This is a genomic window from Pedobacter sp. N23S346 (assembly GCF_048515415.1).
Taxonomy (GTDB): domain Bacteria; phylum Bacteroidota; class Bacteroidia; order Sphingobacteriales; family Sphingobacteriaceae; genus Pedobacter.
Genome location: NZ_JBLYEE010000001.1, coordinates 132300 through 147586 on the forward strand (window position 1 = coordinate 132300; position 15287 = coordinate 147586).

Genomic DNA, 15287 nt, shown 5'->3' on the forward strand with positions numbered 1-15287 from the left:
GAACATTTGGTTATCAATAGACTAAAGTAAATGTCTCCGGCACAATAGTTTCATACTTTTTCAGCATTAGTTGATAGTTTTTTATCGTTAGACCATTTCGCTTTTTAATTTATATATCTTGTGAATCGAAAACTGCTAACCAATGAAACTTAAGATTTTCCCACTGCTTGCCTTATCCTTTTTTTTCCTTAATTCTGCCCGGGCAATTGGCTTTGATAAAGGTATAGATACCCTCCACGCTTCGGCGCTTAAACCTTTTGGCAGAACAATTATTAACGTAGCGAAAAAGCTAGAACTAATTAGTTCTGCAGCACATTTTGGCTTTAAATTTAGCGGAGATAGCTGTGTTATTTTTGCAGATGTGCCGAATGCCTGGGAACATAACTATTTGCAATATGAAATTGATGGTGTTTACCAAAAACGGATCCGGATAGATGGAAATAAACCCAGGCCAATCACGATAAAAGCGACAGGAAAGGGTGAACATACGATCTGGATTTATAAAGCAACCGAAGCACACACCGGCGCCATTTTAATAGGGAACATTGTGGCCAGAAAAGTTAAGGCACTTACTGTTCCGAAAGCTCCACTGATTGAGTTTATTGGCAATAGTATTACTTGTGGCGCTGCTTCTGATACTACAGATTATCCTTGTGGAACGGGAGATTACCATGATCAACACAATGCTTACCTGGCTTACGGACCAAGAGTGGCGAGAAAATTAGGTCTAAATTATTTAATGAGCAGTGTGAGTGGGATTGGAATTTACAGAACCTGGAATGCAGATGGCCCGGCGATGCCTGATGTGTATGAGCACCTCGATTTCCACGCCAATACCAAACAGCAATGGGATTTTAAAACCTACAGTCCGGCAATTGTAAGCATTGCGCTCGGCACCAACGATTTTAGTACTGGTGATGGTAAATCTGTTAGGAAACCTTTTGATGATTCATTGTTTATGAAACGTTATGTAAACTTTATTAAACTGATTAAATCTAAATATCCGAAGGCTCAGATCGCGATATTAAGCAGCCCGATGGTAAAGGGAGCGCAACAAGAGGTATTTGAGCAATTACTTGTAGAGATTAAAAACCAGGTCGATGCCTTGTATCCCCAAGATCGGGAAGTGAAAACTTTTTTCTTTAAACCGATGGATCCACATGGATGTACCAGTCATCCAAGTGTGACAGATCATTTAATCCTGGCGGATGAGCTTTACCCATTTTATCGGGCAATGTTGAAATAAGGTATGTGAGGATTGATAATCAAAATATTAATATGTTAAAGAAAATTTCATTTTATCAACTAAATTAATTTCATGATAACAATCCCTCGCAAGCCTCTGATTCATGCGCAACTTGAGGGGCTTTCTTTTGCCATAAAATTTGTAATACGATAAGCTTCCACTTTCAATAGCTGATTAAATTACTCTGGATTTCCTGAAGACTGGATCAATAATCCGGAATGGAAATAGTGATGTAAAATCTATTGAAGTATTACTATAAATAAGTTAAACCGATTTAATGCACGCTAATTATTTCACCAATTCTTGTATCTTAGCCGCTCGGTAAAATCCTGCTAGCAAAACATTAACATATTATTTATTTTTAATTGAGTTTATCCTGATTCTTTTAGGGGAAACTATGTTTAGCAACATGCAAGCTGATCTTTGGCAAAGTATTCGGAATGGTAGTAATACAGCAATGAAAACCCTTTATCAGGATTGCTATCAGGAACTTTATGCACATGCCTTTCGGATTCTGCCAGATAAGGAAAAGGTGAAAGATATTCTTCACGAACTTTTTTGTGACCTATGGGATAACCGCGAGAATTTAAGTGAAGTTGTTCAAGTTAAAGCCTATCTCAAAACATCCGTCCGCAACCGTGTTTTAAAACAAATTAAACAAGATCAGCAGGTTGAAAAAATAGAAAATCAGCCGGAAATTTCTTTGTTAAAAGAGTATGCGTATGAGCAGCTTTTGATTGAATCACAATATTTCGAAGAACAGAAGCTTCAAATCTGGAGTGCCATCAATAAACTCACACCCACCCAAAGGGATATTATTTCCATGAAATTTTATCAGGGTTTAAGTTATGAATCCATTGCCGCCCAATTACAGCTAAAGCCCAGAACCATCTATAACCACGTCCACATGGCGTTGAGTAGCTTACGGGTTGGTTTAAAGCGCCCATCAAGCGAAGATTAAGTGCTATTTTACAGCATGTTATAAAGTTATTAAAAAATAATTCAGATTTTTCTGGTAAAAAAGAATGTTAAGGGTCTCTTATCAATAGTAAACCACACTAACATCTATTTTAAACACCAATATGGATTATCACTCCTATCATGCGGAAGATTTTGCCGCTGACGAATCCTTCAATGCTTATTATCTTGAAAGTGATCAGACTGCTGTAAAATTCTGGGAAGAATGGATCAGTCATCACCCTGAAAAGCTCGATGAAATTTATAATGCAGAGCAACTATTGGCTGCTTTGTACCTCAGGCTGCCTGATGAAGAATTGCATCTCGAATTTGAACGCTTTGATCAATTTCTTGGATCAACATCCTCGCCAGAACAATTCGTAAAAACTGAGCGAGACAAAGCCCCACTCCGGTTTTGGTTTGCCGCAATGGCTGTTTTTTTAATAGCGGTTTTTGGCGGCGTGTTTTTCCTCATCAAGCCAGGTGTGAATCAGCCACAAACCTACATCACCAGAAAAACCAGTAGTGGCAAGATGTTAATTGTGTCATTAAGCGATGGTACCACAGTAACACTAAATGCAAATAGTTCAATAAAATACCCAAAAATATTTCAGGGTAATAAGCGATCAGTTTCTCTTATTGGTGAGGCATTTTTTGAGGTTTCCAAAGATAGCACACGGCAATTTATCGTAACTGCAGGCGCAACAAAAACCACTGTTTACGGAACGAAATTCAATATAGATGCTTATCCGGAAAGTAAAAATATAGAAATCGCATTATTTGAAGGAAGCATAGCCGTTAGTACCAGTTCTAAGTCTGGCGGAATACGGCTTCAGCCAAATCAAAAAGCTGTTTTTAACAGAGCTGAAAGTAGCTTAAGCTTACAAACTATTAACGCAAATGAAGAAATTGACTGGAAAGCTGGAACGCTGATTTTTAACAATTCAGGCTTTGAAGAAATTGCCTTAAAAATTAAAAATACTTACGGGATAACCCTTATAGACAATAGCCATTCCGGCCAATGGCAATACACCGGAACTTTTAATAAAACAGATTACCTGACTATTATAAAAAACATCTGTTTCGCCAGAAATTTAACATTCAGTCAAGACAAACAAAACATAATTCTTAAATAAAAAATGAAGAAAACTTCCCCCTGTTATTTATTTACGCTCATACTGCTGGTTATGGCCAGTTATCACTGTTTCGGACAAACAAAGAATCCAGAAAAAACTATAGTAACGCTAAACAGAAAATCAGTGCTTCTACCAATTGTTTTAGCCGACATTGAGAAACAAACGGGTTATAAATTTAATTACGATTCCAACGAAATAAATATTAATCAAAGCTTATCTTCAAGTGGAAGTTCTACCCTGGCCGATCTTTTAAAAAGTCTTTCCGATCAGTTGGGTTTAGATTTTGAAGTAAGTGGTAATGCTATTGCCATTCGGAAAGGCATCAGGAAAGTACGTGTTCCTAAACGCTCCATCTCTGGCCGGGTAACCGATAGAGAAACCGGGAGCCCTCTTCCGGGAGTAAACGTTTTTATTAAAGGAACCCGCCAGGGCGCTGTTACCAACAATAAAGGAGAGTTTATCTATCAGCTTAATGAGGCCAACATTAGCGAAATAATACTAGTATTTAATTATATCGGTATGAAACCGCAAGAGGTAAAAGTTGGTAAACAGGTTTTCTTTAGCGTAGTAATGGAGAATGATTCTTTCGGAATGGATGAGATTGTGGTAACCGGATCTTACACCCGTGATAAGCGCCGGGAAGATGTAGTTGGAAGTATTGCACAGGTAAGCGCACAGCGACTGCAAACCGACCGGCCTATAGAAAGTTTTGATAAGATGCTGGAAGGTCTGGTGGCTGGGGTGCAAGTTGAAACCACAACAGAATTAAACACACCAGTAAAAATTTATATCCGCGGTCAGGGGTCCTTGCCAGCCATTAATGGCTCCAGAACTACGTCAAGTCAGCCACTTTATGTAATAGATGGGATTCCTATTTATGAACAACAACGAGGTAACGAAAATTCGAGTTTTTCGAATGAAAGTTATTTAAACCCACTGTCGAGTATAAATCCCGATGATATTAAAAGTATTTCCATATTAAAAGATGCCACTGCATCTGCACTTTACGGCGCTAACGCTGCTAATGGTGTAATCATTATCACTACTAAAGGCGGGAAAGAAGGTCGTACGGCAGTAAATTTTAGTTATGATACCGGGGTAGCACAATTTATAAATAAATATAAATGGTTAAGTGGCCCGCAATATTATAGTTTGTTACGCGAAGCTTATATTAATGATGGAGTGCCGGCTACGCTAGCTTCGCAACAAGCCGGAAGCCCAACAACAAATACAGATTGGTTAGATCTTACTTCCAGAAATGCCATTTATCATAATGCTGCCATTGATATTTCAGGTGGTTCTCCGTCTACAACTTTCCGCTTTTCAACAGGTTATAGAGACCAGCAATCGAGTGCACTAAATAACGACCTTACCAAAATTTATCTTCGCTTAAAAGTAGATCATAAAATCAGCGATAAATTCAGCGTTGGTTTTAACCTGAGTCCTACGGTTACAAAAAGCAATACACTTTCCAGTTTTGGTGCCGTTATTTTGCCTCCAAACTTAGCGCCTTTCACCAACGGAACCTATACAGATTTTCTGGGGGTACCCAATCCTGTTGCTGTTAATGATCAGAATGAAAGCCGTAACCAGGGCATGGATTTTATTGGAAATATTAATGCAAGCTATAAAATTAATAATGAAATTGCTATTTCCGGAACCTTCGGTGCCAATGCTTATCAGAATAAACAAACGCAATATCTTTCTGCACTTAATGCTACTGGAAGCAATTTGAAAGGAAGTTTAAGAATCTTCGACCGGAACTATCTTGGTTACACTGGATTTGTGCAGGCTACTTATGATAAAACTTTTAAAAGAAACACCATTAACTTTGTATTAGGTACGCAGGTAGAGGATAATGAAACCAATTTGCTAAGGGGATCGGGTACGGGTTTTACCTTCGATCGATTGCGTACGCTAAATGGGGCTGCCTCGCAAACCTCGGCATCTTCGAAATCTGAAAGTGCTACCGTGTCTTATTATTCACAACTGGGCTATGATTTAGACAAAAAGTATTATTTGAATGTAAATGCCAGAATTGATAAATCATCCATCTTTGGCGGCGATAAACAAGTTGCCTTAAACGGATCATTGGGTTTGGCCTGGATTGTTTCAAAAGAAGATTTTTTAAGAGATAACAAAGTATTAAATCTGTTAAAGTTACGTACTACTTATGGTTCTACAGGTAACTCAAGAATTGGTAATTATTCTGCCAAGGGTTTATATGATTTCGGAACAGCAACAGGTAATACCTATGCGGGTAACTTTGCCGCTAATCCTGATGGAAGTGCGGCACCAAATCCTGATCTGGGCTGGGAAAAAAACTATAAACTCAACTTCGGAGTAGATGTGGAACTTTTCAATAAAATTCAGATCACCGCAGAATATTATAATAATACCATTCATGATTTAATCTCATCGGTAATTGTGCCTTTAGAGACCGGATTTGGAACCATTTCTGCCAATACAAGCAAAACGCGGAACCAGGGTTTTGAGCTGAGCATTGGTGCAACTGTTATTCATAAACAAAATTTCGATTGGCGAACTTCCTTCAACCTGGGTACGAATAAAAACAAGCTACTATCTTTTAACAATGGATTTGCCTCTATTTACGGCTTTCGCGATGATGCAAACGGATTAAAGGAGGGCAATAGCATGAATGCCATTTACGGTTTCAGATGGGCTGGCGTAAATCCGGAGACTGGCCTTGAACAATTTTATGATGCCAATGGACAGTTGCGTTCTGCGCAGGAAATTAACGCATTGCCACTTACAGAAACGAGTGTGCTGGGCGATAGGCTTCCGAATTTTCAAGGCGGTTTTTTCAATAATTTCGACTACAAAAACTTTAGCTTTTCTTTCAATATTTTGTATAGTTACGGTGCAGATCAATTATTTAACTATGCTGACGAGGCAGATGGCAGGAATTTGGCGAACCGAAACCAAAGTGTAAACCTGGTAGACAGATGGCAAAGACCTGACGATATTACTGATATTCCCAAATTATCAACCACCAGAGCATTGGTGAGTAACTCTTCCAGATATTTATATGATGTGAGTTACCTAAAACTCTCTAACGTTTCATTAAGCTACAAATTTGCTGATCCGTTAACGAAAAAACTTCGCCTCAACAGTTTATCAGTATTTGCCAATGGCAATAATCTTTTTTATGTGTATAAAGATGCCGGAACAAAAGGCAGAAATGGAATCGCAGAAAGAAGATTTGTTTACCCGGAAACCATGGCTTTCACTGCCGGAATAAAAGTTGGCCTCTAATAATAAAAAAATGAAAAGAAATATAATCCTATTACTTTGTATTGCAGCATTAACGTTCAGTTCCTGCGAGAAAATTTTAGATAAACAACCTAGCGATAAGTTATCCATCGTTGATTTATTTAAAGATGTGCCTGGTGCCAAAACAGCTTTGGCAGGTGCTTACAGCGATTTACTTTCTGAATACCATTATATGCGAAATACTATGGTTTATACAGACCTCCTTGCGGGAAATATCAAGTATAGCAAAATTATCAATAATCGGCTGGAAGATGTATACAATGTGATTCAAACGCCAATTATCTCTCCTATGAATGATACTTATGCTGGTTTGTATGATGAACTTAATAATGTAAACAATATCATTTCTTATACCCCTGGCGCTGCGGGATCGGATCTGGAAAAAGCAAAGATTCTTGCAGAGGCAAAGTGTCTTCGGGCCTTGATCCATTTTGATTTGGTACGAATTTTTGCAAGACCTTTTAATTATACCGCGAATGCTTCTCATGTAGGCATTGCAGTTATTTTAAAACCGCAGCTTTTTGGAGATCCAGCCCCGGTACGGGTTACCGTTGCAGAAACCTATCAGGTAATTATTAATGATTTGCTGGAAGCGATTAGCCGTTTTGACGATACAAACAAGGGTGTATTGAACGGAGAACTTAAGCAAAATTTCTTCACTAAATTATCAGCCAAGGCATTGTTAGCCAAGGTTTATTTAAATGCCAACAATTGGGATAACGCTTACAATACCGCTGATGAGATAATCAAAAGCAATCAGTACAGCCTGTTAACCAATGCCAATTATGTAGCAAGCTGGACAGGCAGGGCACCTTCCAGCGAATCTATTTTTGAACTTGCCATCGAAAATACTTTCAACAGCACAGGCTTAGGTGGTTACTTCGAACTCACAAATACGGCCTATCGCCAATACGCAGCTACAGCAGATCTTACAGGATTATATAGTGCAAGTGATGTAAGAAGACCGACAACCATGTTTAATCCCATTAGCATTAATTCAGTTGCTTACTTGTTTAGCAAAAAATATGCAGCCGGCGGCACCGGGCAAACCCCGATTAAGGTACTAAGGCTTTCAGAATTATACCTGATCCGTGCTGAAGCTGCGCTGGAAAAGGCAACGCCGAATTTTGTTCAGGCAAATACAGATTTAAATGCCATAAGAAGGCGTGGTGATGCCAGCGCGGTAATTCTTAATTTAACATCCAAAAATCTTTTAATTGATGCTGTTTTGCTGGAAAGAAGGAAAGAACTAGCCTTTGAAGGAAACCTGCTTTATGACTTGGCCCGTAGAAAGAAAGATATTGTTCGTGCAGATTGTACCTCACAAAATTGCAACATCACTGCCGATGACTACCGTTTGGTAATGCCGATTCCATCCAATACCATTATTGCAAATAGAAGCATGGTTCAAAACCAGGGATACTAAATCAAGCCAGAAAAATGAAAAAAATATTTATACTGATCATTACCATCACCATTATTTTAGGCTGTAAAAAAGATCAGCCTGCAGATAAAGCAGATCTTTATCCAGAGCAACCGATAGCTACACCATCATCATCTGCTATTGCAGTTTTTCAATCCAATGTGGCTTTTTACCAGATGTTTGTTTATCGCCTGGATCCGGCAACCAATACCTGGACGAATAGAATTGCCAGTCATTTTTCTACCATTTCGGTTTCTGATCCTACTTTTATTGGCTTCAACAATCCAAATGTAGCTGATACTGGCGTGGCCGTGTTCGATATGGTGCGGCTTTATGCTACGCAAACCGGAAGCACCAATATCAGAACCGTTAAAATTAATGCCGACCAGGTTTTGCAGTTTTTCCCCGATTTCGATGGTGCCAAAACAGGTGTTGTTAGGGTGAAAACACAAGATATTACCTTAACCCGGCAAGATGCCAGTACCTTTAAAATCGGCATAAGCGGCTCTGGTACTTACAATGAAACCAGTAAAGTAATTGATTTAAGTGTTACGTTCAATGAATCAGCGATAGGTGGCACAACCAGAACATTTGCCTACAAATTAAGCCCAACGGCTTTAACCCTTTAATGAAATGAAAAGACTTGCAATCATCCTGAGTGGTATTATTTTCTTTATCATTAGTACCGCTTTTTTGCAGAATGTGTCTTTCACCATCGAAGAGCTGCGCGTGCTTTATAGTGGTGATCAATCGAAATGGCCCGCTGCAACTTTGGATGCTGAGGCAAAACCCGGCTTTAAGGATATCGGCTTTTTGGGTAAGCCTGTTTACCCGAAAAGTAATCCGTATAGTGCTGAAAAGGCAAAACTGGGGAAGATTTTATTTTTTGATCCGCGGATGTCAGTCTCCCGGCAAATTGCCTGTGCTTCCTGCCATGATCCGGAATTGGGTTGGGGAGATGGTAGAAGGGTTTCTTATGGCCACGATCGCCAGAATGGGAAACGCAATGCGATGACTATCTTTAACACTGCCTTTTACAATAAGCTGTTTTGGGATGGACGGGCAACCAGCCTGGAACATCAATCTGGTTTTCCGATACAGGATCATGTTGAAATGAATGAAGACCTTACGGTGATGGTAAAAAATATCAGTGCGATAGCCGGGTACAAACCTTTATTTACCCAGGCTTTTGGTAGTGAAGAGATTAGTCTTGATAAAATTCAGCAGGCAATAGCCACTTTTGAAAGGGGAATTGTTAGTACGAATAGCCGCTTTGACTCTTTTGTGAAAGGCAATAAAACGATATTGAAAGATGAAGAAGTATTAGGCCTTCATCTTTTTCGTACCAAGGCCAGGTGTATTAATTGCCACAATACGCCGTTGTTTAGTGATAATAAATTTCATAATGACGGGCAAGCTCTGTTAGGCTCCAGGTTTGAAGACCTGGGCTTATATAACATAACCAAAAAGCTTAAGGATGTAGGTGCTTTCAGAACGCCTTCGCTTCGCGAAACAAATATTACCGGCCCCTGGATGCACCATGGAAATTTTCCTTCACTTCGTGATGTGATTGAGTTTTATAACCTGGGCAATCCAGTTGCAGCGCAACGTTCGCTGGCAGCTAAAGTACCCGATTCTTTAAAAACACCAAAGTCGGCTATGTTAAAGAAGCTGAATCTTACATTCCAAGAGCAACAAGCTTTAGAGGCTTTTCTCCGCTCAATTAGTACGCAGGTAAATAAAATTATGCCTCCTGTGCTGCCAAAATAGGAAAACAATATTTAAAAAGGATAGGGGAAAAAGCTTTAAAATGAAAAACGGGAATCATCCTTATGGACGACTCCCGTTTAATCTAAATTAACGCTCTCCCAATAAAGACGGTATTTTTAAGTGATTATTGTATTGTACCTAAAATAAATCTTTAAGGGTTCGAACTTAGAAGCTGTTTAAAAACTATAATTTATCAACTTACGAAATTTCAAAAGCTTGTGGGCTGAAGAATTTCGCAAGTTTTGATGGCAGTAACGTAAAACTTTCGAAGTATTTCCCCCAACAAAGGGCCACCGAAACTTCGTAAGTTGATCTTCATTCATTAAATTTAGGCAGTTTCTTTATGTTTGAACCAGATGGATTAAAAAAGAAAAAGCTGCCTTTCGGGCAGCTGCATATTTAAAAAGCGTAAGTGAATTTCTTATTTAGCTAAAGTCATTGCTGTTTTTTCTGCATCCATAATGGTTTCAGAAGCATATGATACTGATTTTAAACTTACAAAATCACCTAGTTTTACATTTTTTGCGTTAGTGGCTATCATGGTACTTTCAGCTGCCGTTCCATTCAATTTCAATACGGCATCTTCTTTAACTACCGTGTATAAACTGGTTGCTGTTGTTTTGATCCTTGCAGTGGCACTTTGGCTTAAGAATAATTGAAGGTTTTTAACATCGAAGTTGTTATTGGTGATCACTACCGATTGGCCATATGCTTCTATTCTTTCTAAATCTTTCACCGTGATATTAAGGGTAACCTGGCTAGTCTCCATAGAATTGATGTATAAAGTTTTTCCGTTACTACTCACTGATGTTTTTGTGGCATCATAATTTTCAGCACCGATTACACTTTCTTTTTCGCCCTGTGTAAGTACAATTTTTACGTTGCCACTTACCCAGATCCGGTTGATGTTTTTTAGCGATGAAGTTGCTGATGCTACTGGTAGCGAATCAGAGGCAAAGGTTGTCATCACTGATGAAGTGAATAATACTGCTGTTAATGCTGCTGCGAATAATGTTTTTGCTATCGTTTTCATGACTGTATGTTTTAGGTTTTCTTATTGTTTTTATACTGATGAGACGCAAGTAACCGGAAAACGTTGCAGCGAAATTGCTTGTATTATACCAGCATCAGTTACATTCAGACCAACGCCTGTAATTTCTCGACGAACGGGGTTAACAATTGGAGTTTTTAATCTTTGAAGCAATAAGCTTAGCCTGTAAAAGCCTTCAATACTTTGAAAACAGTAGAGATCTTTTTTGATACCATGAGTTGAAGTCTGAATCTCTCACTTTCACTTCGTTAATATAACATGCCTTAAAATGCAACTATCCTGCCTTAGGACTGCGACAGGACTCCAATAGGCATCGAACTAAATGTGCCTCTGCCATGTGGTAAAAAGTTGAGCTCCTAAGTGAAAAAAATGCAGCGTAGTTTGACAGTTTAGAATGAAAAACAAAACCCAGCGATGTGGGCCGGGTTTTGTTTTTCAACTGCAAGTAATGGTAATAGCAAATAATACGATGCGGCATTTTTTTTTAGAAACTGTCTAAAATTATAATATATCAACTTACGAAATTTCAAAAGCCTGTGCGCTGAAGAATTTCGCAAGTTTTGATGAAAGAGTACCATAAAACTTTCGAAGTATTTCCCACAACAATGGCCACCAAAACTTCGCAAGTTGATCTTCATTCATGAAATTTAGACATTTTCTTAGGATAACATTCTTAAATTGGAAACTGGACAGGAGGGATCCTGAAGTTCACGCTGAATTACCTAGGGATTTTTCGCTGCACTCTGAATAATAGCTTTGTTAAGGTGCTGAATCAAGTTCAGCATGACGATCGTTTTATTTACTACCTTGCTAACGCGCTGAGGTAAAAAAAAGCCATCTATTAATGCTAAAACTATTAGCTCCACAGTACTAAATTAATCCAATTTCCACTTAAATTTTTCTAATCACTGTTTTTAAAGCCGACAGGATAAAGACCAAAAAAAACGCCGTAATGATTGGGGCGAAAACCCCCAACCATCCAACGCTTCCTATGGTGATTTTTACGACAAAAAGAATGATCGTAAATAAAATGCCAAGCGTTATCAGCACATCGCTTATGTTTCTTTTTTTATTATTAACTGGTCTCTTTTTTTGCTTTGCCACAATAATTCCTTAATTCTTTATTCGAAAGTAATTTCCACTCTTCTATTTTTTCTTCTTCCAGTATCGCTTTCGTTTGATGCGATAGGGTTTTCAATGCCCTTGCCTAATGCGACGATTTTGTTTTCATCAACACCTTGTCCAACCAGATATTTCTTAAATGCGTCAGCCCTGTTTTGCGCAATTGCTTCATTTGCTGCCAAAGGCCCATCACTGCTGGCATAACCATTAACGTTGATGGAAGCTTTAGGGTTTGCTGCCAGGTATTGAACAATTTTTTTGATGAGTGGGGTATTTCTGCCTGCAAAAGTGGTAGTACCCTGCGCAAATGTTGCCGCAACTTTACTGTTTAAAAAAGGCTTCGGCGCACTTTTCTCTTCTGGCTTTGCAGGTTCACTAGCTGTTATGTTCAAATCTTTTGGATTTACGATTGAGTCAGCAGTATCAGAATTATTATCAGCAGCCAAAGCATTGTTTGAAAACTTTCCATTTGCAGCAGAATCCTTCACCAAATTTCGGTTTGTGACGATGCTTTCAGATATCTGTGCGTAAGATGTATAAAGATAATACCAAAGGCCGCCACCAATAAGCAAAACTAAAATCAAACCAATGATCCAGTTTCTGCTTTTTGGAGTTTCTACAACCGTTTCTCCTTTAGCAAGGTTGAATGGAGTTTTGGCTTTTTCTGCCGACTCACTTTTATTTAAATTAAATGCCATAATTTTTTGAATTTAAGTGTACATATCTACTAAAGTTTGCAAGCTTCCGGTATGCGCACGGCCCATGGCTTCAAACTCCCAACTGTCTCCGGAACGGAATAAGCGACCAAATTCTACGGCATCTTCATTGGTGTATTGATCTTTAAGGTTATACCTGAGGATTTCTGATCCGGTACGTTCATCTACAATCCGGATGTAACAATCATTTACGCTGCCGAAATTAAGATCAAGGGTTCTGCGGTCTTTTTTATTGTCGTTTGGATATTTACAAATAGTGCAGCAAACAATAATTTGCTCTATTTTATGGCTCACTTTTGATAAGTCGATAAACATGTCTTCATCATCATCGCCGTCACTTCTCGTTCCATCCGGATCATCTATTGCACCGATAATGGCACCATCTTCAGTAAAGGGCCTGAACAATCCTTTTTCGATTTTGTCTTCAATTTTATTGCCCATTCTAATCTGACCATAAAAGGTGAAGTAGGAATCAGAAGGGATTTTAAAATCGCTTCCGATAGAAAATGCGGAAACATCTAAATCAAATTCTGGTCCGCCAGGTTCATCATTTGGGTCCCAGCCCATTCCGATTTTAACAACGGTTAGTCCGGGTGCTGCCTTGGACAGCGAAAATCTATCTCCTTTATTTAAGTTAAAACTGCTCATGATTTCTTATTGATATAATTCTACTAATGTGTTTAATCCGCCAGAAAATGCCTGGCCAAGTGCCTCTACATTCCATTCGCCACCGTTTCTGGAAATGGAAGCAAAAACCACCGAATCTTCGTTTGTAAATTCATCTTTCAGCTTAAACTGGCAGAGAATAACATTATCGGCTGCATTTCTGATGTTGATGTAAGAATTTTGAACATGACCGAAATGATGGCCCCTTTCTTCACTCTGATCGATGGTTACCGAGAAGTATAAAAACGCTACCTGGGCATCCATAGCAGATAAATCAAGTTTGATCACCTCATCATCTCCATCCCCTTCGCCACCTCTGCTATCTCCCGCATAAACCGTAGAACCATCAGGACTTGATGCATTGTTGTAAAAGATAAAATGATCATCGGAAACCAGTTTACCATTCTCTCCCAGCATAAATAGCGAGATATCGAGGTCTACCGAATGGCCATTAACATTGGCGGGGTCCCAGCCCAATCCGGCCGTAATATTTCTTAATCCTGATTGCACTTTCTTTAGTGATACCGGTTTTCTTTTTTCTAATTGTATTGCCATTATATTTAAATTGTTAAGCCCATTTTATCCTTTTTTTGGAGGTAAGGGCGGTAGTTTAACAGGATTAGTTTTTGTATCAGGTGTATTCTTTATTTCCGGAAGTTTTGGAATTCCGCCAGGAATTTTTGGCGCCGTAGCCTCTTTTTTAGGTGGCATTGGTGGTGGTAGTTTAGGCATTGGAAGTACTGGTCTGGAAATTGGTTTTGTTTGAGATACAGGAGGAGTAACTGGCAATACCGATGGAATTACTGGTTCCCGGGGTTTTAGTTGAACTGTATAATCAGCCGTAGCGATTTCGGTGAAAAGCGCTTTCATGGTGTCGCTGATATCGGTAGGTTGTACTGCTTTAACGTATTGATATCTTTTTAAAAGTTTGTTCAAAAAATAAGCCGTACTTACTTCTGCAGTACCCAGCAGGAGCATTACTTCTTCCACTTTGAGGTTATTTAATTTCAATAAATCATCTATTGCAGCATAAACCATGTTATCATTCGAGTAATACAGAAGCCGCTCATGAAGATTATTAGTATTCACTTTAAACCAATATTTATTTCCATCAGACAGTTCGGCATCACCATTAATGATGGCACTTGTACCTTGAAGCAGACCTGAACAAAAAGGAAGTAATAATGCGATTTCCCTATCCTTATCAATTGACAAATAGGAATTCTGTAAAGTAATGTACTCCACAATCATGTCTGCTAAAATCCTTACCCTTGGATCTGCACCTTGACCCTGCAGTTTCAAAGAACCTATGGCGGCTGCATTTTTATCTCTATACAAGCTTAAGTACAGAACGTTATCTATTCCACTTAATAAAAGAATGCTTTTGTTAGGTAACAGAACCTGTTTTTGACTCAGCACCTCAAAAAACGACTTACTATATTGCATCCTGTTCAGGTTGAAATAACCCGCTTCCTGAAACAAGTTTTCTACCAGTGATTTCTCATTATCTTCAATATCCTGATCAAATAAAAACCGCAGCGGAAAGTGTTGCCGATAAGATTCTATCGAATCGGTTTTATACAGAATGGTGTTCAGGAAATGGGATAAATATTGCTCTACCCCATAATAAAGCAGCTGTTTTACAGGTTTTTTATTGCCATAAATGGTAAAGTGTTTAGCGGGATCTTTTATAATTTCGAAATAGTTACCAAAAGTATATGGATCATGCCTGTTAAAAAGATCCCGTGCAGCACTTCCAAACAGAAAATCGTTCCCGTTTACGTAGAAATATAAAGGAATCTCGTTTGATTCCTTTATAATCAAAGGCGCATAGGCATCGCTTCCAGATTGATACCAAAAGGAAACCGTACGCTTAGAAATTTTCGCCAGCACACAAAACTTCATA

At 38.7% G+C, this 15287-nt stretch carries 12 protein-coding genes; 7 read left to right on the top strand and 5 right to left on the bottom strand.

Annotated elements, in window-relative coordinates; translation table 11 throughout:
* Positions 1 to 142: 142 nt before the first annotated feature.
* The 7 genes from ACN1CD_RS00585 (at position 143) to ACN1CD_RS00615 (ending at position 9826) form a co-directional block, all read left to right on the top strand.
* A complete protein-coding gene (locus ACN1CD_RS00585) occupies positions 143 to 1246 on the top strand; it encodes a GDSL-type esterase/lipase family protein (protein WP_419128301.1) in 1104 nt (367 codons plus the stop codon).
* Between the two features lie 409 nt (positions 1247 to 1655).
* Positions 1656 to 2207 carry an RNA polymerase sigma factor gene (locus ACN1CD_RS00590; protein ID WP_419128302.1) on the top strand — a complete coding sequence of 184 codons (552 nt, stop codon included), beginning with the start codon at positions 1656 to 1658 and terminating at the stop codon, positions 2205 to 2207.
* Positions 2208 to 2328: 121 nt separating this feature from the next.
* Positions 2329 to 3339 (top strand): FecR family protein, encoded by a 1011-nt coding sequence (locus ACN1CD_RS00595; protein ID WP_419128303.1) that lies wholly within the window; start codon positions 2329 to 2331, stop codon positions 3337 to 3339.
* 3 nt (positions 3340 to 3342) lie between these two features.
* Positions 3343 to 6615, top strand: a complete 3273-nt coding sequence (locus ACN1CD_RS00600) for a SusC/RagA family TonB-linked outer membrane protein (RefSeq protein WP_419128304.1) — start codon at positions 3343 to 3345, stop codon at positions 6613 to 6615.
* A 10-nt stretch (positions 6616 to 6625) separates the two neighbouring features.
* Positions 6626 to 8059 (top strand): RagB/SusD family nutrient uptake outer membrane protein, encoded by a 1434-nt coding sequence (locus ACN1CD_RS00605; RefSeq protein ID WP_419128305.1) that lies wholly within the window; start codon positions 6626 to 6628, stop codon positions 8057 to 8059.
* A gap of 14 nt (positions 8060 to 8073) precedes the next feature.
* Positions 8074 to 8685 carry a hypothetical protein gene (locus ACN1CD_RS00610; RefSeq protein ID WP_419128306.1) on the top strand — a complete coding sequence of 204 codons (612 nt, stop codon included), beginning with the start codon at positions 8074 to 8076 and terminating at the stop codon, positions 8683 to 8685.
* A gap of 4 nt (positions 8686 to 8689) precedes the next feature.
* Positions 8690 to 9826 (top strand): cytochrome-c peroxidase, encoded by a 1137-nt coding sequence (locus ACN1CD_RS00615; protein WP_419128308.1) that lies wholly within the window; start codon positions 8690 to 8692, stop codon positions 9824 to 9826.
* A gap of 421 nt (positions 9827 to 10247) precedes the next feature.
* Here the strand turns inward: ACN1CD_RS00615 and ACN1CD_RS00620 are convergent, their stop codons facing one another.
* The 5 genes from ACN1CD_RS00620 to ACN1CD_RS00640 all read right to left on the bottom strand — a co-directional run bounded on the left by ACN1CD_RS00620 (position 10248) and on the right by ACN1CD_RS00640 (position 15286).
* Positions 10248 to 10859, bottom strand: a complete 612-nt coding sequence (locus ACN1CD_RS00620) for a GIN domain-containing protein (protein ID WP_419128309.1) — start codon at positions 10857 to 10859, stop codon at positions 10248 to 10250.
* Between the two features lie 1139 nt (positions 10860 to 11998).
* Positions 11999 to 12697: an OmpA family protein gene (locus ACN1CD_RS00625; RefSeq protein WP_419128310.1), complete on the bottom strand. Its 699-nt coding sequence runs from the start codon at positions 12695 to 12697 to the stop codon at positions 11999 to 12001.
* A gap of 12 nt (positions 12698 to 12709) precedes the next feature.
* Positions 12710 to 13363, bottom strand: a complete 654-nt coding sequence (locus ACN1CD_RS00630) for a TerD family protein (RefSeq protein ID WP_419128311.1) — start codon at positions 13361 to 13363, stop codon at positions 12710 to 12712.
* Positions 13364 to 13369: 6 nt separating this feature from the next.
* Complete coding sequence (locus ACN1CD_RS00635; protein ID WP_419128312.1) at positions 13370 to 13936, bottom strand: TerD family protein; 567 nt, start codon at positions 13934 to 13936, stop codon at positions 13370 to 13372.
* A gap of 24 nt (positions 13937 to 13960) precedes the next feature.
* Positions 13961 to 15286, bottom strand: a complete 1326-nt coding sequence (locus ACN1CD_RS00640) for a hypothetical protein (RefSeq protein WP_419128313.1) — start codon at positions 15284 to 15286, stop codon at positions 13961 to 13963.
* Position 15287: the final 1 nt, after the last annotated feature.

Coding starts and splice junctions, on each gene's coding strand:
- ACN1CD_RS00625 (WP_419128310.1), bottom strand. CDS start 12,697: ATGGCATTTAATTTAAATAAAAGTGAGTCGGCAGAAAAAGCCAAAACT.
- ACN1CD_RS00605 (WP_419128305.1), top strand. CDS start 6,626: ATGAAAAGAAATATAATCCTATTACTTTGTATTGCAGCATTAACGTTC.
- ACN1CD_RS00590 (WP_419128302.1), top strand. CDS start 1,656: ATGCAAGCTGATCTTTGGCAAAGTATTCGGAATGGTAGTAATACAGCA.
- ACN1CD_RS00635 (WP_419128312.1), bottom strand. CDS start 13,936: ATGGCAATACAATTAGAAAAAAGAAAACCGGTATCACTAAAGAAAGTG.
- ACN1CD_RS00610 (WP_419128306.1), top strand. CDS start 8,074: ATGAAAAAAATATTTATACTGATCATTACCATCACCATTATTTTAGGC.
- ACN1CD_RS00585 (WP_419128301.1), top strand. CDS start 143: ATGAAACTTAAGATTTTCCCACTGCTTGCCTTATCCTTTTTTTTCCTT.
- ACN1CD_RS00615 (WP_419128308.1), top strand. CDS start 8,690: ATGAAAAGACTTGCAATCATCCTGAGTGGTATTATTTTCTTTATCATT.
- ACN1CD_RS00595 (WP_419128303.1), top strand. CDS start 2,329: ATGGATTATCACTCCTATCATGCGGAAGATTTTGCCGCTGACGAATCC.
- ACN1CD_RS00600 (WP_419128304.1), top strand. CDS start 3,343: ATGAAGAAAACTTCCCCCTGTTATTTATTTACGCTCATACTGCTGGTT.
- ACN1CD_RS00630 (WP_419128311.1), bottom strand. CDS start 13,363: ATGAGCAGTTTTAACTTAAATAAAGGAGATAGATTTTCGCTGTCCAAG.
- ACN1CD_RS00640 (WP_419128313.1), bottom strand. CDS start 15,286: ATGAAGTTTTGTGTGCTGGCGAAAATTTCTAAGCGTACGGTTTCCTTT.
- ACN1CD_RS00620 (WP_419128309.1), bottom strand. CDS start 10,859: ATGAAAACGATAGCAAAAACATTATTCGCAGCAGCATTAACAGCAGTA.